Consider the following 19,453-nt stretch of genomic DNA (forward strand, 5'->3'; position numbering starts at 1 on the left):
AATTAATTACCTCCTTCTTCAACTTCAACCCTCGTTAATGCCAATTGAAGAATTTTTGATTGAACTAATTTATGAACATTTGGATCACCTTCAGCAGGACTTGAACGGCGTCGACGTCCAATATAATCAACCTTTATTCCAGTAGAAACTATTTCACGTATTCGTGGTTCAACAAAATTCCAAGCGCCCATATTCTTGGGTTCTTCCTGAACCCAGAGCACCTCTTTTATATTGTTAAATTTAGAAAATATAGTCGTTAATTCCTCTGTAGGGAATGGATAAATTTCTTCCAGTCTAATAACCTGCAGCCATTCAAAACCATTTGCCTCTTTCAGTTGTTCCGCAATATCAATCGCAATTTTACCAGAACAAAGAACAACCCTCTCAACCTTTGCCTCTTCCCTGGAAGCGGCGAAATGTTCAATCACCGGCCTGAATTCTCCCTCACTTAGATCACTTGCTGAGGAAGAAACAAGTGGATTTCGTAACAGGCTTTTTGGCGCCATAATCACAAGCGGTCGTATCTCTTCTCTTGTAAGCATCGCGGCTTGACGTCTGAGGAGATGAAAGTATTGGGCTGCACTAGTAAGGTTTACAACCGTCCAGTTCTTTTCAGCTGCTGATTGTAAAAATCTCTCCAACCTGGCACTAGAATGTTCTGGACCTTGTCCTTCGTATCCATGAGGCAGGAGCAGGACAATCCCGGATTGTTGTCCCCATTTGGCTCTGCCTGCAGCAATAAACTGGTCAAACATAACCTGTGCCGCATTAGCAAAATCACCATATTGTGCCTCCCAAATCACTAATGTCTCCGGGGAAAAGACATGATATCCATAGTCGAATCCAACTACTGCTGCTTCTGTTAACGGGCTATTATAGACCGCAAACGATACCTTAGCATCAGAAAAATGATGCAAGGGCACGAAGGTTCCTCCCGTTTTGCTATCATGAAGGACAAGATTTCTTTGCGCAAATGTCCCGCGTTCAGTGTCCTGCCCAGATATCCGAATCGGGGTGCCATCCGCTAATATCGTTGCAAAAGCAAGCGTCTCGGCTAATGCCCAATCCACGTTTCCTGATTCATCAAGCATAGCGGCCCGTCTGTTTAAAATTTTTTCAAGCTTATTAAACACATTAAAATCTTCTGGCCATTGAAGTAATTCACTGTTTATCCTTTTTAAAGTTTCTAAAGGAACCTTGGTTGAAATTAATGCCTGCTCCTTATTGAATTTAGGAGCTTCCGGAATCTTTAACTCTTCCTCTTCCTTTTTCTTTAGCATTGTAACTTTACTATTGGCTGCCTCTAGTTTTTGCAGGATCTCGTTATGAATATCCGTAAGCTGTTCCTCAGTGACAATTCCCTCCTGTTTCAAGCTTGTGGAATATATTTCTTTTACAGTAGGGTGCTTTTGAACAAGTGCATACATTTGCGGGCTCGTTGTCATCGGCTCATCCATCTCATTATGGCCAAATCTGCGATAGCCCACTAAGTCAATGAGAAAATCCTTATGAAAAACAGAGCGATATTCGGCCGCTAACATGGCGGCAGCAATACATGCCTCTGGATCGTCGGCATTTACATGAAGAATAGGAATCTCATATCCTTTTGCAAGATCACTTGCATAACGAGTTGAACGGGAATCCCAAGATTCAGTTGTAAAGCCAATCGTGTTATTAGCAATAATATGAATAGTCCCACCCGTACGATAGCCGCTAAGCCTGCTTAAATTTAACGTCTCAGCGACGATGCCCTCGCCTGGGAATGCTGCATCTCCATGGATTAATATCGACAGGGCTGATTTGAAATTTTCAATTGGATATCCAGGCTTCTTCCTATCATCCTGTGCAGCACGTGAAAATCCTTCTACAACTGCTCCCACAAATTCAAGATGGCTGGGGTTATTAGCAAGGGTTACCTTTACACTTCCTGAATGGTCAGCTGTGAGCTGACGATTCAATCCCAAGTGATACTTTACATCCCCTGTCCAGCCAAAGTTAATTCCAATCGACCCTTCCGATGGGACGAGTTCTTTATTGGGTGCATGCTGAAATTCAGCAAAAATCTTTTCATACGGTTTTCCTAGTACATGTGCCAGAACATTCAATCTGCCTCTGTGTGCCATCCCAATGTTTATATATTCCGCTCCATCTTGAACGGCCCCCGAAATAATTTCATCAATGAGCGGAACCATTATATCTAGTCCCTCAATCGAAAATCGCTTTTGGCCAACAAAGGTTTTGTGCAGGTACTTTTCGAATTCTTCCACTTCAAATAGCCTCTTTAAGATTGTAAGCTTTTTATCTCTTGATAAAGGCGAAAGAAATTGCCTGCTTTCAATTCTTTCTAACAACCAATTTTTCTCTTTCACATCATGGACATGATCGAACTCATAGGCAATTTCCTTGGTATAGATTTCCTTTAAATAGTTATAGGCTTCCAGTGCTGTTTGATGAGCTGACAGCCCATTCCTAGAAAGAATGGCGGCAGGCAGCTTTGTTAAATCCTCTTCACTAAGTCCATAGCTTTCAAACTCAAGGTGGCTTATATCTGGTTGATGATTTCCTAATGGGTAAATATTTGCCGCAAGATGCCCATAGGTACGAATATTCTCAGCAAGCTTAGCTGCAGCGACTATTTTTTCGTATTGGACAGGACTCGATTCTAAACTTGCTGGAAGATTTGGGACTAACGTTGAAAAGTCAGCCTCATTCATCCCCTCAAAGAATAAACCTAAATCGTGTTCAACTGTAGCCGGGTCTTGTTTATACCTTTCAAATTGATCAATCAAATAGCCAAGATTGGGGCCAATAAAATCTTCCAATCGAGCTTTTTTATCTGCAATCGGCTTGTTCATTCATCTTTCCCCCTTAATCCATATGTATCTTTACATCACCATTATTCCTATCATTTCACAAAAAAATGAATCTGGAATTGACCTAAATCAATATATTTTTATGTAATGAATATTGTTTAGTGTGTGTTAATTGCGAACAAAAAATTTCCTAGTGTACTATTAATTTTCCAATTAAAATGGCCTTATATGTGTGTATTCCCCATAACACAAAAAAACACACATATAATATATGTGTGCTTCAAAAAGGAAATAATTTTGGCTGCTATAATTTTAGCGCTTTTGAAACTGGTTTACGCGCTAACTCTTCTAGTTTAGCTGCAATTTTTTGAGCTGCATCAATCGGGTTATCCGCAAAAATATCAAAAAATTCTTCTTCGTACTCCAGTCTGGCATGATCGTAACGCGGGTCATAATAGGATTCAAGTAAAACCTGGATCATGACGCGATAATTCCGTTCTTTCAATGCTTCGATAAGGATTTTTTTAATCTCTACATCTTTTACACGTTTCAAAACCTTTTCAATTCCAAGCGAGATTTTATCGTAATACCATGGTTCTCGTTCATATGGGATCACATATTCCGAAACAAGATGGGTAACCCGTTGTTCAAGTGGTGTATGAATATAGATGTTAGTACCTTTGAACTTACAATTCATTAATTCCTCTGACTGAACGGCTTTACCAATCCGTTTGCTTTCAGCCTCGACGAGAAAATATTCTGACCCTTGAATTTCCTGAAGTCCTTTAAATAAAAGCGAGTCAAATGTTTTTTGGTTATGCCCTTCGCTAAGTCCGATTGTCCCAAAAATCGATCCACGATGACCAGCCATTTCTTCAAGATCTAAGATAGGATAGCCCTTCTTTTTCAATTGCTTTAACACCTCGGTCTTACCAACACCGGTTAATCCATGGAGGACGATTGCTTTATTCGGAAGCATCGTTGGTAATTGTTCGAGGATATAATGCCGGTATGCTTTATAACCACCGATTAAACGCCAAGCGTAAATTCCCGCAAATTCCAAAAAGGTGATCACCGCTTTACTGCGCATCCCCCCGCGCCAACAATGAACCACAAGCTCACCACTTGTATGATAAGATTTAATTGTCCGCAGTAACTCCGGGATTTTAGGTGAAACAAGCTCCATCGCTCGCCATTTTGCTGCTGCCTGTCCTTGCTGCTTGTATATGGTTCCGATTTCTTGACGTTCTTCATCTGAAAAAATCGGAATATTTATTGCTCCCGGAATTGCACCATCCTTAAACTCAATGGGAGAGCGTATATCAATAATTATTGGTTCCTTTAGTGTAAAAAGTTCATCAACAGTAATTTCCTTCATAATTAAACTACGCTCCTTGAAAGACTATAAACACATTATATAGGAGATATCCATAGCCATCAAGAAGTTGAAATCACGTCACTTCCGTGGAACGGAGCAAACTGTTGAACTACACGATCTTTGCTTCTTGCTTGAATACCGACATCAATTTTTCCATTTCAAAAAGTTTATCTTTTTCAAATAATTCAACGATTTTACTACCGACAACAACACCATCACAATTTTTGGTCAATTCTTTTATTTGGTCTTCATTTGAAATCCCAAATCCGGCTAAAACCGGAATTGGACTTAGCATTTTTACGGCTTTTAAAAATTCATTTAAGTCATTGTCGAACAAATTTCTCGTTCCTGTTATCCCTTTTACGGTAACCGCATATAAAAACCCTTTTCCTCTGCCAGCAATCTCCTTTATTCTTTCAAGTGGGGTGGCAGGTGTAACCAGGCGGATTAATTCCACTTGCGCATCAGCAAGCTGTGGTGCAATTATATCCTCTTCTTCAAGCGGCAGATCTGGAATAATACAACCATCCACCCCGGCTATTTGAATATCTCGGGCGAAGTCGTCAATCCCGTAAGCATAAATGGGATTAAGATAGGTCATCAGGATAATGGGAATCGTAACGACCTCACGTGCTTTTGCTAGTTCAGTTATGATTCCCTTTAATGTTGTCCTATTTTCAAGCGCCCTAATCCCTGCACTTTGGATCGTTGGGCCATCAGCCACCGGGTCTGAAAATGGAACACCGACCTCAATGGCAGCAGCTCCGAATTTTTCGAGAAGCACCAATCGTTCAACCAAGCACGCTAAACCGCCATCCCCCGCCATCATGTAGGGAACAAAGGCTTTCGCATTATTTTCATTTAGTAATTTAAAGGATTGTTCTAATCGGTTCATTTTCCTTCTCCCCCTTTTAGCCTTGCTTTCACTGCATCAACATCTTTATCACCGCGGCCTGACAAGCAAACAACAATATTTTCCGAATACTTCATTTCAGAAGCCAGTTTTACGGCATAAGCGATGGCGTGCGCACTTTCTAGTGCAGGTATGATTCCTTCCAGCCTTGATAAAAGCTGAAAGGAATCAAGTGCTTCTTCATCCGTAATTGAGAAGTATTTGGCTCTGCCGACTTCCTTTAAATGGCTATGTTCAGGACCGACTCCAGGATAATCTAGACCGGCTGAAATCGAATGGGCTTCTTGAATTTGCCCATCATCATTTTGGAGTAAATACATTAACGCGCCATGTAAAACACCTGGTTTCCCTTTTGTCAGTGAAGCGGCATGATAATCCGTATCCACGCCTTGTCCGGCAGCCTCTACACCATATAAACTGACTTCCTCATCCTCGATAAATGGATAAAACATTCCCATCGCATTGCTTCCGCCGCCGATACAAGCCACGACTGCGTCTGGAAGGCTGCTATTGCGAAGTTGAAATTGTTCTTTTGTTTCCTTGCCAATTACACTTTGAAAATCCCTTACTATTGTCGGAAATGGGTGTGGACCCATAACAGATCCTAATAAATAGTGGGTATCATCCACATTAGCAACCCAGTACCTTAGCGCTTCGTTAACTGCATCCTTTAAAGTCGCACTTCCAGCTGTAACACTGACTACCTTAGCACCGAGCAATTCCATCCGGAAAACATTCAGCGCTTGGCGTTTAATGTCTTCCTCACCCATAAAAATGATGCAATCAAGGTTTAAAAGCGCACAAACCGTTGCGGTCGCAACCCCATGCTGGCCGGCTCCAGTTTCGGCAACAATCTTCTTTTTCCCCATTCGAACGGCTAAGAGCGCCTGCCCAATTGCATTATTGATTTTATGAGCACCGGTATGATTTAAATCCTCTCTTTTGAGGTATATATTTGCTCCCCCGGCATGCCTGCTAAGATTCTCAGCAAAATATAACGGGGTTTCCCTGCCCACATATTCTTTTAATAATCGATCGATTTCTGCTTGAAAGCTAGCGTCCTTTTTAGCATTGTCATAGGCCTGCTCTAATTCCAAGACGGCCTTCATCAATGTTTCCGGAACAAATCTTCCGCCGAACATGCCAAAATGGCCTTTTTTATTTGGTAATGTATATGTCGTCATGTCCTTCTCCTCCTAAACTAATAGAATCCCTTTTGCCTTTTCGATAAATGACTTTATCTTTGTGAAATCCTTTACCCCATCGGTTTCGACTCCTGAGCTAACATCCACCATATATGGGCTGATTATTTTGATCGCTTCTTCAACATTATCTGCATTTAATCCTCCTGCAAGGATGATTTTTTTTTCTTTTAGAAGATTGGTATTAACGTCGGTCCATTCAAATGCCGTTCCATTTCCGCCCCTATATTTTCCTTTTGGGCCGTCAAGGAGCAGATATTCACATGGATATTGATGATAACTTGCCAAAGCATCATTGCTCTGAAAACTTACCGCTTTGATCACCGGTAAGGATAAAGCCGAACTGAAAACCGCTGTTTCGTCACCGTGTAATTGGATATGAGTCAGGCCAGCAATTGCAGCTATCCTTTCAATTTCATCTTCTGTCTCGTTAACAAATACGCCTACCTTGATGACTTCCTTAGGTAACTGTGAAATAATTACTCCGGCTTTTTCCGGTGATATCTTGCGTTTACTTTCTGCAAACACAAACCCGAGGGCATCTGCACCGTAATCTATTGCAACTTTTGCTGTATTAACATCCATTATTCCACAAATCTTCACCCTCATTGTCTTATCTCCTTACTAATCGGCATACGAATATCGCTAAAAGTTTGTTTTACGTCTAGGCTCATCATTAAGGCTTCACCGACTAAAATCCCGTTTGCACCAGCATTTCTAACTCGTTTAACATCCTCCTGAACATGAATGCCACTTTCACTAATCAAATAAGCGCCAGAATTCTTTACCAGGGCGGCCAATTTTTCTGTGACTTCAAGTGACACTTCAAAGGTTTTCAAATCGCGATTATTAATGCCAATCAGCTCAGCACCCATTCTGATTGCCTTTTCTAACTCGTTTTGATTATGGACTTCCACCAATATTTCCAATCCCAAATCTTTTGCATACTGATGCAGGTCAATTAATCTTTTGTCCTCTAACGCCGCGACGATTAACAGAACCAAATCAGCTCCCTGTATAGCAGCTTCATCGATTTGAATCCGATCAATAATAAAGTCTTTGCAAAGAATTGGCAGTTCCACAGCCTCACGGACGGACTTTAAATCGGCAAAAGATCCTTTAAAAAAAGTTTGATCTGTTAAAACAGATATCGCACTAGCACCAAACTTTTCGTAAGCTGCAGCTTGCTCAGCTGGATTCACATTGTTATTGATGATTCCTTTTGACGGTGATGCCCGTTTGAATTCGGCAATAATCGCTAATTCCTCGGCTGTTTGCAGCTTTTTAATAAATGAACGTCTTTCATCGTGTTGTTCCGGGATGAAACTCTTGTTTTCACGAAGAAAATTGACTTCCTGCTTTTTTTGTTCAAGAATCTGCTCAAGTATCGTTCCCACTTAGATCGCCTCCCTTTGCACCGCTTGGGATTTTTCAATTAGGGCTATTAGCTTTTCATACGCTGCCCCTGAATCAATGATGTCCTTAGCTGTTTGAATCCCGTCTTTAATCGTGTCTGCCTTGCCAGCAGTGAAAATTCCGATACCTGCATTTAGCAATACCGTGTCCCGGTATGCTCCTTTTTTCCCTTTTAAAACGTTCATCAATATTTCGGCGTTATCCTTAGCATCGCCGCCCTTAATACAGCTATTTTCATATTGCGGCAGGCCTGCCTCTTCGGGATAGAAGGAATGATTGGTAATCATTCCATTGTCCAAAATGGTAAGATGGTTTTCGCCCTGTAGTGATGCTTCATCCATAAAACCCGCACCATTGATGACCGTTGCTCGCTTTCGTCCCAATTGTTTTAACACCTCAGCAAAGACATGGATTAAATCCCTCCGATAAACCCCAAGCAGTTGGTAATCTAATTCAATCGGGTTTGTCAGCGGCCCGATAAAATTAAAAATGGTTGGTATTTTAAGTTGTTTACGAACGGTCATTATCTTTTTAAGTTTCGGATGAACATGTGGGGCAAATAGAAAGGCGATTCCGATATTCTCGAGAATTTCTTCCGTACATTCAGCCGGTAAATTTAGATTTACACCCAAATGCTCAAGGACATCGGCACTTCCCGTTTTACTTGAGATGCTTCGATTTCCATGCTTGGCAACGGGGACTCCAGCACCTGCAATGACAAAGGCGGATGTAGTGCTGACATTAAAACTTGATGAACCATCTCCCCCCGTCCCGCAATTATCAAGAACATTCGCAAAATTCCTCTTAAATGGCAGCGTATTTGCCTGTAGCGCCCGTACAATACCGACAATTTCGTCAACTGTTTCCCCCTTTGATTTCAATCCCATTAAAAAGGCGGCTATTTCCGACTCAGAAACCTCTTCCCCCAAAATAAAATCAATCGCATCCTTCATTTGATTTTCAGAAAATGACTTTTGCTCAGCTAACTGGAGTAAATAATTCTTCATCTGCTTCCTTCCTTTCTATCGCTCGTAAAAAATTTTTGAGTATTTGTTTTCCTGATGGAGTCCCAATCGATTCTGGATGGAACTGGAGCCCAAAAACGGGATATTGATTATGTTGAATGGCCATCACTTCTTGGTCTTCGATTGAATGAGCAATACATTCCAGCTCCACAGGGATCGTACTTTTTTCAATTGACAATGAATGATACCGCATGACCTCTAATGGTGACGCCAAATCATTAAATAGTTTGCTGTCCTTATGAATGATGAAGGAGGTTTTGCCATGCCTAATATTCTGGGCTCTTCTAATCTCGGAGCCAAAAGCAGCACCAATGGCCTGATGACCAAGACAAATTCCCAAAATCGGAAATCGCTGGTAAAAGGTCTGAATCAATTCTATGCATATTCCCGCATCCTCGGGTTTTCCGGGACCCGGCGACAGGATGATTGCTGTTGGATTCAGACTTTCTATTTCATCCAGCGTAAGCTGATTGTTACGATAAACAACTACTTTCTCTCCTAATTCCCCTAAATACTGGTATAGGTTAAATGTAAAAGAATCAAAGTTATCAATTAATAAAATCATCCTAAGGTCCCTCCAAAAAGCCTTTTAACTTGCTTACGGTTTCCTCATATTCTGACTCTGGATGGGAGTCAAAAACAATACCCGCTCCAGCTTGAATATAGGCTGTTCCTTCTTTCAAAATCATCGTGCGAATCGCTAGGGCAAAATCCATATTTCCGTTTACTGATAAGTAACCTATTGCTCCAGAATAAAGCCCGCGTTTTGACTTTTCTAAGGAATTAATAATTTCCATTGCTCTCACCTTTGGGGCTCCTGAAACGGTACCGGCTGGCAGGCAGGCAGCAAGCGCATCTATCGCTGTTTTATCATGCTGAAGGCGGCTGCTGATTTCTGAGACAAGATGGATGACGTGGCGGAACTTTTCTACTGCCATGTACTTCTCAACCTGTACGGAACCAAATTCACTTACTTTGCCTAGGTCGTTTCTGCCAAGATCAACCAGCATTTTATGCTCGGCAAGCTCCTTTTCATCCTGTAATAATTCATTTTCGAGCTGCAAATCTTCCGCAGCGTTTTTCCCTCTTCTTTTTGTACCAGCGATTGGATTTGCGATTACCGTTCTCCCTCTTGTTTTAATTAAACTTTCGGGCGATGAGCCGATAACGGTATAGGACTCGAAATCGATATAAAACATATATGGTGTAGGATTATGGGAGCGATGCTTTCGATAAAGCGATAAAGCTGAGCCTTGGAATACTGATTTCATCCTTCTTGAAAGCACCACCTGAAAAATATCGCCTGCTACGATATGCTCCTTTGCGGCTGCTACATTTTGAACAAATGCCTCTTTTGTTATTTCTGAGCTAAATCCTGAAAGCGAAAAAGGCTCCTCTTCAGGAAAATCGTACGGCCGTTTCAGCTCCGTCACCCTTTGGTTTACTTTGCTTTCGACACTTTCCAGATTACTTTCTTTTAAAAGCGGAAGACCAAATATCAATACCTTTTCCTCAAGATGGTCATACACAATGATTTCCTCATAAAACATTAAGTGGACATCAGGCATATTTAGGCCATTGGGGTACTCTTCCCCTATGATTTCGTACTGTCTGATGATGTCATAGCCTGCATACCCGACTGCGCCGCCAATAAAAGGAATCGGTATTTCGTCGCACTCCATTATCGGCAATAGGTTTTTTACTATTTCTAAAGGATTTCCTGTTAACGTCTTTTTTTCGCCATTTCGATTGATAATTTCGTTAACAGCCCCATACGAAATTAGTTCAAACGCTGGATCTGCTCCAATAAAGGAATAGCGGCCAGAATCATTAAATTTATGAGAACTTTCCAATAAAAACTTCTTTTTCCCATTAATTTTTTGCAAAATCGAGATTGGCGTGTGGATATCCCCGCGAATTTCTTTTTTTATAAAGTCAGTTTTGACAGTCATTTCTTTACTCCTTTCTAAATAAAAAAAAATCGTCCTCTATATGCATAACAAGCGTTACGCATATAGAGGACGATTCTGTAATCGTGGTGCCACCTCAATTTGAAGCAAAAATAAATTGCTTCCTCAATTTCAGATACAGAGCTATCGCTCGATATCCTATCCTTTTAACGGTGGAACTCCGTGTATCCCTACTTTTGTTCAAGATACCTCTCACAAGTCCATTCCACAAATCCTTTCCTATCGGGCTCTCACCACCCCCGACTCTCTGCAAAGAAATAAATATGTGTACTCCTCTTGTTCAACAATTTGCACTATTTAGTTTGATATTGTTTTCAATATTATTAAATTTAGCTGCAACTGTCAAGAGATATTTTTAGAATTTTAAAAATCGGTTATCCCCCTTGCTGCCATTAAAAGGATTCATTTCCCTAAGTTTTTTTTATATCGAAAAAAGCCATATTAACAGTACAAATAAAATAAAGGCGGGATAGAGAGAAAAAATGGATCATATTGAGCAATTATCGAAAAGCCCACCTGCAGCAAAAAAGAAAAGGACTAAAGCAGGAAATAAACGTTCGGATGAGATTTCAAAGCAAAAGTGGGCAATTCTTTCACTTTCTTCGATTCCATTAGTAATGACATTGGGAAATTCTATGTTGATACCTATTTTACCTTCCATGGAAAAGAAATTAGATATTTCATCGTTACAAACCAGTATGATTATTACGGTTTATTCAGTCGTCGCGATTTTTTTAATCCCAATCGCCGGCTATCTATCAGACCATATCGGCAGGAAAAAGGTCATCATCCCAAGCCTCATCATTGCAGGAATTGGCGGACTTATTTCCGGCTGGGCAGCATGGAAATTGGATAATGCTTATTGGGTAATCTTAGCGGGTCGTGCTCTTCAAGGAGTTGGCGCCGCCGGGGCTTTTCCAATCGTACTTCCATTAGTTGGGGATATGTTTAAAAATGAGGATGATGTTAGTGTTTGTTTGGGACTTATCGAGACATCTAATACGTTTGGAAAGGTCTTAAGTCCCATTTTCGGGGCATTTCTGGCAGGATTTATCTGGTTTTTGCCTTTTCTTTCTTTTCCAGTCTTTTGTGCTGTTTCTATTGTGATGATGATTTTTCTAGTTAAATCCCCAAAAAGTTCTCAAAAACCGGTCCCGTTTAGGGATTTCTTTAATGGCGTTAAGAAGACCTTTAGCGAAAAGGGTCGTTGGCTTTATGCCATCTTTTTTATTGGCGGTATCCTCATGCTCGTCCTATTTGGAATTCTGTTTTACCTTTCGGAAATATTCGAAAAAGAATATGGAATTAAGGATATGAAAAAAGGTTTCTTTCTTGCGTTACCGCTTGGAGCACTTTGCCTTTCATCCTTTATCGGCGGAAAAATCATCAAAAAAAATAAAGTATTGATGAAATGGTTAACTTTTGGAGGTATACTGGCTGCCGCTCTTTCGATTGGAGCTTTATGGTTTTCCATTAAGTTGTGGTATATGATTACTATGTTTTTAATCAGTGGAATTGGAATCGGTATTGGGCTTCCTTGTCTTGATACACTTATTACTGATGGGGTAGAAAAAAAGGAACGTGGAACTATCACATCGTTTTATGCGTCGATGAGGTTTATTGGGGTCGCAGCAGGACCGCCAATTATTGCTATGCTAATGAAAGTTTCAAACCAGTGGATTTTTATCGTCATGAGCAGTCTCAGCATCCTGGCAGCTATTGTCGCTCTGTTTGCGATTAAACCCAAGGCACAGGGCTAACACACCTATGTGCGACCGTACCTTTTTTCCTGCTTCACGATCGCTTAAATTTTTCTAGATAACATGCTGTCTGCCCCTTAAAAAGCTATTTTTTTCTACCGCATTCGAAGTTATTATGGTATAATAATTACTGTATTAATTAGGTATTGCGGGTGTGGTTTAATGGTAGAATTTCAGCTTCCCAAGCTGACGGCGGGGGTTCGATTCCCCTCACCCGCTCTTTACAATACTTGGAGAAGTACCCAAGTGGTTATAAGGGGGCGCACTCGAAATGCGCTAGGGCGGGCGACCGTCGCGTGAGTTCGAATCTCATCTTCTCCTTCATCCAATTAAAACATAAAAAACGCCAGAGCTTCTGGCGTTTTTTATGTTTTAATATGGACTTAACCACTCAGGGTCCCTGTTTACACAAATATGACATTTCTCTTTTCCCTTCTTAAACGAAGAAAATATTTGCCCGCAATCACGGCATTTTTTTGTAAAAAAACTCTCAACCGTCACACTTTTTCCCTTTATTTCTGGCCTTATTCGGATGGCCTCTTCTGGACAAATATCTGTGCAGGCAGTACAATTCACACATTTTACATGATGAATCTGCAAAACAGAATCTTCTAAACGAAACACTTTTTGCGGGCAAAAGGAAAAACATGCCTGGCAAAGTGTACATTTATGTTGATCCATTTCAACAAAGTAAAATTGAAAATCTTGATAATACTTTGTTAGATTCCATTCATCTTCTTCCATCTTCCACGAAACTGGAGCCATACTTCTAGCTAATTGTTCCCCCTCTTTTTGCAGTGAGGAAAACAAGGCTCTCCGCGATAGCTTCTCCTCCTTACTATTTTGCACAACTTCAATCGGTTTTTCACCTAAGAGCTTCAATATTCGATTTGTTTCATTTAGAGCCAAAACCCATTGTTCATTTAGTGGAATATCGGTTATCTGAATAGCGTTCAGTCCTCTTTTTTTATAAATCAACAATTCCTTTTCCGTTGGTGTATAGGCCTCGCTATAAATGAGACTGGTATGAACAAATTCTCTTGTTACTGCTAAGCCTTTCATGGCTGACAATGGACAGGCAATGATACAATCTCCACAGGAATTGCAGCGCTGTGAATCTATTACCAATGTTCTTTCAATGAATGAAATTGCTTCCAATTTACATGCCTGCGCACAAACAGTGCAGGTGGACCTATAGTTTCTCTGCCTTGAACATTTTTCCGTTATTTTCACATCGGCATGCAGACTTTCTAACCAATTCAGAATCAAAGACATAGAATCACCCGGATAATTCAGTTGCGGCACCAATAATCCTTTGGCGCGGCAACTGATTATTTTTTATGAGCTCGACAATTTCGCATCTTTATGGGGTGTAATGACAATATTGGGATGGGTAATCGAATTACTTGGCATCCCTTTAATTTGGCTGACACTCCCATATTTTTCTCGCAGCTTTTCAACCGGCCCAAATTCAATTGCCCTCATTGGGCAAGTTGCCACACACACTGGTTCCTCGCCTTTTTCTTGAAGGTCGATACAAAAATCACATTTATTCGATTTAAACTTCTGTTTATTATATTGCGGGGCACCGTAAGGACAAGCCTTAACGCAAAGCTGCGCTCCGGCACAAATTTCTTGATCAATGGTCACTACCCCATTTTCTTTATTCTTTAAGATTGCTCCTGTTGGGCAGCTGGGGATACATCTTGGTTTCGTACAATGATTGCAGGCAATGGTGAAATAATAAGCTTTTATGTTATTCACAAAACCGCTCGATGGCTGCTGGATAAAAGTTCCTTCCTCATTGGTGTAAACCCGGCGAAAATTCAAACCGACATCAAGATTATTTTTATCCTTACATGAAACACTACAGGCTTTACAGCCAGTGCAAAGACTTTGATTAATATAAAACCCTAACTGTGCCAACGCCCTCACTCCTTACGCTTTTTTCACTTCAACAAGGTTTGTTAGTTGCGGAGTCGCTTTTGCAAGAGGTGTTGGCCGCTGTGATGTCAGCACATTAACCGAACCCCGTTGATCTTGTCCATTCGTGTCAGGGGTATACCAGGCACCTTGAGGGATCCCTGCTACACCTGGAGTGATTCTTGGTGTCACCTTTACATCAATCAATAAACTGCCTCGCTCATTAAACACCTGCACACGGTCACCATTTTTTATTCCGCGCTTGTCTGCATCTTTAGGATTCAACCACATTTCTTGCTTTGCAGCTTCCTCCAGCCATTCTTGATTGTCATAGGTGGAATGACATCTCCGCTTATAATGCCAGCTGATAAGCTGCAATGGATATTGCGCCTTTAATGGGTCCTCTGGGCCTTCCCAAGATGGTATATATTTGGCGATTGCTGGAATTTCGTCATGCTGATTCATATCCCACAAGGTCTTTGAGAATAATTCAATTTTTCCGGAAGGTGTTTCAAATCGGTTGTTCTCAAAGTCGTCAATTTGCTCTTTAAATCCTACAAGTGGGCCATCGTATTTAAAATGATGGACCCCCTTTTGACGGAAATCCTCAAAGGTTGGAAAGGTTGCATCCAGTTCTTTTCTTGTCCTCTCCACACTCTCCTTCACCAAGTCGAGGATGGTTCTGCCCTCTGTATACTTTTCTTTCACACCTAATTTATCTGCTACTTCTGCAAAGACATCATATTCATCACGGCATTCATAAAGCGGCTCAATTGTTTTTTCGCCAAACACAACGTAATCCCCAAAACACCATGGAATCCCAATATCATAGCGTTCAAAGAACGTCGTTCCCGGTAATAGAATGTCAGCAAACTTAGCACTTGGAGTCATAAAAATATCACTGACAACAATAAATTCTACTTTACTTTCATCCTCCAGAAGTTTGCGTGTCTTATTAATATCCGCATGCTGGTTGATAAGCATATTTCCGGCCATGTTAAAAATTAATTTAATATTCGTATTTAATCGTTCTGTTCCTTCTAGCCCATCAGCTGCAGTCATTTCTGTTCCCATTTCGACTGCTTTTGTCCAAAGGAAACAGGGAATAGACGCTTTTACTGGATTATCATAGGAAAATGGAAAAACGATATTCGAGCGATTCCAATAGCCAGTACCGGCAGCCCAGCCGCCAAGCTTGCCAACATTTCCTGTAAGGCAGGCTAACTGTGCACCACCGCGCATAATTTGTTCTCCATACGCATGACGCTGCGGTCCCCAGCCTTGAATAAGAGCTGCCGGTTTTGTCTTTGCGTACTCCCGGGCAATTTCACGAATTTTATTAGCTGGTATCTGGCAAATTTTTTCGGCCCATTCCGGAGTTTTTGGGGTACCATCGTTTTCCCCCAGTAAATAGCTTTTCAACGACTCTACCTTCGCTACTCCATCAGGCATGTGCTCACCATCAAAGCCAAGACAGTATTTATCAAGAAATGCTTGATCTTGCAGGTTTTCGGTAATAATGACATATCCCATCGCATCCATCATCGCATTATCCGTTGTTGGCAGAATCGGAATCCACTCATCTGCGAATACGATGGCTGTATCCGTATAACGCGGATCAATGACAATTATTCTTGCGCCATTTTTCTTTGCCTGCATTAAATATTCACGGTATGGTGTCGAGAAAATCATTTCAGAAGGGTTTTGCCCCCATAAAATAATGTACTTGGAGTGTAAAAGCGAATCAAAGCTGCTCCCTGAATTGTTTGTTCCGTACGTAAAGGGCGTTGCTACATTACCCGCACCGGAACTATAATCATTACGATAATTTAGAAAGCCGCCGGTAAGCGATAATAATTTCCTTACTGAAGCACTGCCGCCATGAAGTCCCCAGCATTGTCCCGAGGCATAGTTATCATACCTGGATTCTGGGCCGTATTTATCACCGATTCGCTTCACTTCTGATGCAATGGTCCGGGTAGCCTCATCCCATGAAATCCGTTTAAATTTTCCTTCGCCCCGCTTGCCAACCCGTTTCATTGGGTATTTTAAACGATCCGGATGATAAAGCATCCGTCGGTAGTTTCTTCCTCTGACACATGCCCTCAATGGCGGAGTAGACAAGTCTCCGCTTTCTTGTGAGTCGGTACTGACCCGCACAACCACCCCATCCTTAACATGCGCCTTAATTACACAGCGCCCGCCGCAGTTATTCACGCTGCAGGTAGAAATAATTTTCTCATTGTCTTTCGTACTTACTGCCTTTGCCTCTTTATTCCGTTCAACGAGCATCTTTGTGCCGATTCCACCAGCAATCACAGGTAAACCGATTGCCCCAGACCATTTCAAAAACGTACGCCGCTGCATTTTATTGGCTAACATATTCGTTAATGGATGTTTTTCAGACATAATAGTAAACCCTCCCTTACTTCCACTAATGATTCCAAATCAAAGCTCAAAAAATCTTCAAGCAGCATCGCTGCTCCCAAATATAATTGACTACTTGTATTTTCAATAACTTTTTCGCAAAAATATGGAATCCAGATCAGTAAATGTTCTTCAAGGAAGCTAATCTGGGTGGCTAGCAATTTGTCTAACCTGTGATCCTTCGTTGCGAACAAACATAAATCAGAAAGATAGACCATAAATTCCAGTTCAAGTAGAAGATGGTCGTCTGGTTCATTATTCTCTTTGCAATATTGGAGACCAAATCGGTGGTATCGCTCCCTAATTTGATAGGTCCATTCTTCAAACAAGAGTTGTTCTCTGCTCCTGTAGTACGATTCCCATGGAGGTGCACCTAATGGACCCGGGCCAATGAAGAGCCTTTGGAACTCTTGCTGCTCCCTTTTGATTTGCTCCAAATTCAGGTGTTGAAAAAAGTCATCAAGGATTTTTCCTCCTTCATGGAGTTGCCCTAATAATTCTTTAAAGGTTACTTCTTTTTTGATTTCAAATAATGCATCTACATTTGCTGGCATAGAAAATAACAAGTGTAATAGCTGATAAAACTTTTTTCTAGCTAACAAATACGGCTGTAATTGAATATGTAATGGTTCTATCGTTACAGTCAATTCAATTTCTCCTCCTTGTGAAATACTTCACATTATTAGTCGCCTTTTTTCACCTGCGCTTATTTCATAATTTATTACATATTTATATTACCGCATTCTCCCATATTTGTTATCTCTTTTGTGCATTTATTCACATTAAATTCAAATAAGGATCGCTAATTTAGCCATAAATTGATTAATCTGATGCTAATTTTTCTTAAAGCACAAAAAGAGTGTATAATAAGACGATGAAATAATATGTAAAGGATGATCCGCTTGAATATTACTAGCTATTTAGTTGATAAACTAGAAGATCCATTTGGTTTATTATCAGGTGACCGCTATGAGTTTTTTCTAGATCTTGATGTCGATGTGGAAGATGAACTTTATTCTGATAAAGGTGTTGGATTAAAAATAATTTTTGTAAGCGATGAGAAGGGACAAAGACTTTCCCAGTACCATTTTTTTGAAAAAGAAACTGAAAAAGTGTTAGACTTTGCACTCGAAGAGGATGAAGAAGAGTTAGTCCTGCAGTTTTGCAAGGACCATTTGGAAGAATAAAAAAAGCAGGGGACAAATATCCTCCTGCTTTTTCATATACCTACATAAAATTTTTACTATGATTATGAATCACTTGAAGTTCTTTTGTTGATTCACTCATTTCACTTTTGCAAATTGGACATAGGGGCACATCACTGCTTTTAAAATTGTCACGAATCCAGGATTTACAATTCTCTGAATTACATACCCAAATTTTGGTTTCTTCTAGTTTGATTTCTTCATCATTTTTTCTGCCAAACGCCAAAACTCATCACCCCTTGTACTTAGTTAGGACTGTTTTTGAACACTAGTTTGTTTGCTTCCATGCTATTTCTAGCAAACTTATAACTATAAATAGATAAAAAGGTGATGCCAAACCACGTGCATCCCCCTCCATATCCAATAAATATTTAATATAGTTCTATTTTATCGCAATTCCAGCATTTAGTCAAACCCATTTCTAAAACTAGGAAATTCTGAAAATATGTGGGCCAAAGTATAAAACCGATTCGGCAGTTTCGAATCGGTTTTATATTTTTTTTATGCTTCTTTCTTCATTTTTGCTGCAGCTTTCTTCTTTGGTGCTGCGGCTTTTTTTGGTTTTGTGCGGTCGATTGATGCCTGTAAGGCAGCCATTAAATCGGTAACATTTGAAGGTGTTTCTTTTGTTGCAGCAGTTACTGTTTCTTTTCCATTGCGTTTTGATTCAATCAGTTCAAGCAGTGCTGTACGGTACTCATCCGTATACTTTTCCGGCTCGAATTCCGATGTCAATTGGTCAATAAGTAAGATAGCCGTGTCCAGCTCTTTCTTGATCACTTTATTTTCTGCCGGAACATTGGGTACGTCTCCTGACTTACGCACTTCATCTGGATAATGAATCGTTTCCATGACCAACGTATTTTCATAAACACGGATGACCGCCAGCTGCTCTTTTGAACGGATGATTATTTTCGCAAGACCCACTTTTTGTGATTCCTGTAATGCTTTTCGTAACAAAGAATATGCCTTACTGCCTCCTTCATTCGGGGACATATAATAGCTTCGGTCAAAATAGATTGGATCAATTTGTTCGATTTTGACGAAATCAATAATTTCCACTGCTTTCTCTTCGTTTTCCTTTTTCAGCTTTTCAAGGTCCTCTTGATCAAGGACAACAAATTTTCCTTTCGTGTACTCATACGCTTTGACAATGTCATCCGGTTTTACTTCTTCTTCACAAACTGAACAGATTTTTTCATATTTAATCGGGGCATTGCACTTATTATGGAGCGTACGGAGCTTGATATCTTTATCTTCTGTTGCTGTATGGAGCTTAATGGGAATGTTTACAAGCCCAAAGCTGATACTGCCCTTCCACATCGTATGCATAAAGTTATTCTCCATTCTTTTTTATTTATATTTTGCGTCACCTTATCAGGGACATTCCTTAAAACTTTTGGAAAAGAATGAAAAAGCGC

Annotated in this window: 17 protein-coding genes, 2 tRNA genes and 1 other annotated feature; of the genes, 4 read left to right on the plus strand and 15 right to left on the minus strand. The window is 40.5% G+C overall.

The window, feature by feature from the left end:
* Positions 1 to 2 precede the first annotated feature (2 nt).
* The 9 genes from BANVL01_RS10320 to trpE form a co-directional block, all read right to left on the minus strand.
* Positions 3 to 2,855 (minus strand): 2-oxoglutarate dehydrogenase E1 component, encoded by a 2,853-nt coding sequence (locus tag BANVL01_RS10320; protein ID WP_066088796.1) that lies wholly within the window; start codon positions 2,853 to 2,855, stop codon positions 3 to 5.
* Positions 2,856 to 3,117: 262 nt separating this feature from the next.
* Positions 3,118 to 4,191: a tRNA 2-selenouridine(34) synthase MnmH gene (gene mnmH, locus BANVL01_RS10325; RefSeq protein ID WP_066088799.1), complete on the minus strand. Its 1,074-nt coding sequence runs from the start codon at positions 4,189 to 4,191 to the stop codon at positions 3,118 to 3,120.
* 109 nt (positions 4,192 to 4,300) lie between these two features.
* Entirely contained in the window at positions 4,301 to 5,086 is a 786-nt protein-coding gene (gene trpA / locus BANVL01_RS10330) for a tryptophan synthase subunit alpha (protein WP_066088802.1), read from the minus strand.
* On the minus strand, positions 5,083 to 6,288 hold the full coding sequence (gene trpB / locus BANVL01_RS10335; RefSeq protein ID WP_066088805.1) for a tryptophan synthase subunit beta: 1,206 nt from the start codon (positions 6,286 to 6,288) through the stop codon (positions 5,083 to 5,085). The genes trpA and trpB overlap by 4 nt, the downstream gene beginning before the upstream one ends.
* Positions 6,289 to 6,300: 12 nt before the next feature.
* Positions 6,301 to 6,915: a phosphoribosylanthranilate isomerase gene (locus BANVL01_RS10340; protein WP_066088808.1), complete on the minus strand. Its 615-nt coding sequence runs from the start codon at positions 6,913 to 6,915 to the stop codon at positions 6,301 to 6,303.
* A complete protein-coding gene (gene trpC / locus BANVL01_RS10345) occupies positions 6,912 to 7,703 on the minus strand; it encodes an indole-3-glycerol phosphate synthase TrpC (protein WP_066088809.1) in 792 nt (263 codons plus the stop codon). The genes BANVL01_RS10340 and trpC overlap by 4 nt, the downstream gene beginning before the upstream one ends.
* Entirely contained in the window at positions 7,704 to 8,729 is a 1,026-nt protein-coding gene (trpD, locus tag BANVL01_RS10350) for an anthranilate phosphoribosyltransferase (RefSeq protein WP_066088812.1), read from the minus strand.
* Positions 8,701 to 9,312 carry an anthranilate synthase component II gene (locus BANVL01_RS10355; protein ID WP_066088816.1) on the minus strand — a complete coding sequence of 204 codons (612 nt, stop codon included), beginning with the start codon at positions 9,310 to 9,312 and terminating at the stop codon, positions 8,701 to 8,703. The genes trpD and BANVL01_RS10355 overlap by 29 nt, the downstream gene beginning before the upstream one ends.
* Position 9,313: 1 nt before the next feature.
* Positions 9,314 to 10,699 carry an anthranilate synthase component I gene (gene trpE, locus BANVL01_RS10360; protein ID WP_066088818.1) on the minus strand — a complete coding sequence of 462 codons (1,386 nt, stop codon included), beginning with the start codon at positions 10,697 to 10,699 and terminating at the stop codon, positions 9,314 to 9,316.
* 62 nt (positions 10,700 to 10,761) lie between these two features.
* Positions 10,762 to 11,010: a binding site (T-box leader), on the minus strand.
* A gap of 189 nt (positions 11,011 to 11,199) precedes the next feature.
* Between trpE and bcbE the strand changes: the two genes are divergently transcribed.
* The 3 genes from bcbE to BANVL01_RS10375 all read left to right on the plus strand — a co-directional run bounded on the left by bcbE (position 11,200) and on the right by BANVL01_RS10375 (position 12,798).
* Positions 11,200 to 12,477 (plus strand): bacillibactin exporter BcbE, encoded by a 1,278-nt coding sequence (bcbE, locus tag BANVL01_RS10365; RefSeq protein ID WP_066088821.1) that lies wholly within the window; start codon positions 11,200 to 11,202, stop codon positions 12,475 to 12,477.
* 148 nt (positions 12,478 to 12,625) lie between these two features.
* Positions 12,626 to 12,696: transfer RNA gene (locus tag BANVL01_RS10370), tRNA-Gly, on the plus strand.
* Positions 12,697 to 12,709: 13 nt separating this feature from the next.
* A tRNA-Ser gene (locus BANVL01_RS10375) sits at positions 12,710 to 12,798 on the plus strand.
* A 51-nt stretch (positions 12,799 to 12,849) separates the two neighbouring features.
* Here the strand turns inward: BANVL01_RS10375 and BANVL01_RS10380 are convergent.
* From BANVL01_RS10380 to BANVL01_RS10395, 4 genes are all read right to left on the minus strand, one after another.
* A complete protein-coding gene (locus tag BANVL01_RS10380; RefSeq protein ID WP_066147861.1) occupies positions 12,850 to 13,752 on the minus strand; it encodes a 4Fe-4S dicluster domain-containing protein in 903 nt (300 codons plus the stop codon).
* 63 nt (positions 13,753 to 13,815) lie between these two features.
* Positions 13,816 to 14,412 (minus strand): DMSO/selenate family reductase complex B subunit, encoded by a 597-nt coding sequence (locus tag BANVL01_RS10385; RefSeq protein WP_425311831.1) that lies wholly within the window; start codon positions 14,410 to 14,412, stop codon positions 13,816 to 13,818.
* A gap of 3 nt (positions 14,413 to 14,415) precedes the next feature.
* Positions 14,416 to 16,809 (minus strand): DMSO/selenate family reductase complex A subunit, encoded by a 2,394-nt coding sequence (locus BANVL01_RS10390; RefSeq protein ID WP_066088828.1) that lies wholly within the window; start codon positions 16,807 to 16,809, stop codon positions 14,416 to 14,418.
* Positions 16,788 to 17,474, minus strand: a complete 687-nt coding sequence (locus tag BANVL01_RS10395) for a TorD/DmsD family molecular chaperone (RefSeq protein WP_066088831.1) — start codon at positions 17,472 to 17,474, stop codon at positions 16,788 to 16,790. Before BANVL01_RS10395 ends, BANVL01_RS10390 begins: the two co-directional genes overlap by 22 nt.
* Positions 17,475 to 17,720: 246 nt before the next feature.
* Here BANVL01_RS10395 and BANVL01_RS10400 point away from each other — a divergent pair, with 246 nt between their 5' ends.
* Positions 17,721 to 18,014, plus strand: coding sequence for a DUF6509 family protein (locus BANVL01_RS10400; protein ID WP_066088834.1), 294 nt, complete (start codon positions 17,721 to 17,723; stop codon positions 18,012 to 18,014).
* 40 nt (positions 18,015 to 18,054) lie between these two features.
* On the opposite strand, the gene BANVL01_RS10405 is transcribed toward BANVL01_RS10400, so the two are convergent.
* The gene (locus tag BANVL01_RS10405) at positions 18,055 to 18,258 is read right to left on the minus strand and encodes a cold-shock protein (protein WP_066088837.1); all 204 of its coding nucleotides are present in this window, start codon (positions 18,256 to 18,258) and stop codon (positions 18,055 to 18,057) included.
* A gap of 275 nt (positions 18,259 to 18,533) precedes the next feature.
* Complete coding sequence (gene ku / locus BANVL01_RS10410) at positions 18,534 to 19,364, minus strand: non-homologous end joining protein Ku (RefSeq protein WP_066088840.1); 831 nt, start codon at positions 19,362 to 19,364, stop codon at positions 18,534 to 18,536.
* Positions 19,365 to 19,453 lie beyond the last annotated feature (89 nt).

The organism is Neobacillus novalis NBRC 102450, from assembly GCF_001591805.1.
Classification (GTDB): domain Bacteria; phylum Bacillota; class Bacilli; order Bacillales; family Cytobacillaceae; genus Neobacillus; species Neobacillus novalis.

What these genes read in the sequence shown, in the direction of transcription:
- ku (WP_066088840.1), bottom strand. Translation starts at nt 19,364, where the DNA reads ATGCATACGATGTGGAAGGGCAGTATCAGCTTTGGGCTTGTAAACATT.
- trpE (WP_066088818.1), bottom strand. Translation starts at nt 10,699, where the DNA reads ATGACTGTCAAAACTGACTTTATAAAAAAAGAAATTCGCGGGGATATC.
- trpD (WP_066088812.1), bottom strand. Translation starts at nt 8,729, where the DNA reads ATGAAGAATTATTTACTCCAGTTAGCTGAGCAAAAGTCATTTTCTGAA.
- bcbE (WP_066088821.1), top strand. Translation starts at nt 11,200, where the DNA reads ATGGATCATATTGAGCAATTATCGAAAAGCCCACCTGCAGCAAAAAAG.
- trpB (WP_066088805.1), bottom strand. Translation starts at nt 6,288, where the DNA reads ATGACGACATATACATTACCAAATAAAAAAGGCCATTTTGGCATGTTC.
- mnmH (WP_066088799.1), bottom strand. Translation starts at nt 4,191, where the DNA reads ATGAAGGAAATTACTGTTGATGAACTTTTTACACTAAAGGAACCAATA.
- trpA (WP_066088802.1), bottom strand. Translation starts at nt 5,086, where the DNA reads ATGAACCGATTAGAACAATCCTTTAAATTACTAAATGAAAATAATGCG.
- BANVL01_RS10320 (WP_066088796.1), bottom strand. Translation starts at nt 2,855, where the DNA reads ATGAACAAGCCGATTGCAGATAAAAAAGCTCGATTGGAAGATTTTATT.
- BANVL01_RS10380 (WP_066147861.1), bottom strand. Translation starts at nt 13,752, where the DNA reads ATGTCTTTGATTCTGAATTGGTTAGAAAGTCTGCATGCCGATGTGAAA.
- BANVL01_RS10340 (WP_066088808.1), bottom strand. Translation starts at nt 6,915, where the DNA reads ATGAGGGTGAAGATTTGTGGAATAATGGATGTTAATACAGCAAAAGTT.
- BANVL01_RS10390 (WP_066088828.1), bottom strand. Translation starts at nt 16,809, where the DNA reads ATGTCTGAAAAACATCCATTAACGAATATGTTAGCCAATAAAATGCAG.
- BANVL01_RS10355 (WP_066088816.1), bottom strand. Translation starts at nt 9,312, where the DNA reads ATGATTTTATTAATTGATAACTTTGATTCTTTTACATTTAACCTATAC.
- BANVL01_RS10400 (WP_066088834.1), top strand. Translation starts at nt 17,721, where the DNA reads ATGATCCGCTTGAATATTACTAGCTATTTAGTTGATAAACTAGAAGAT.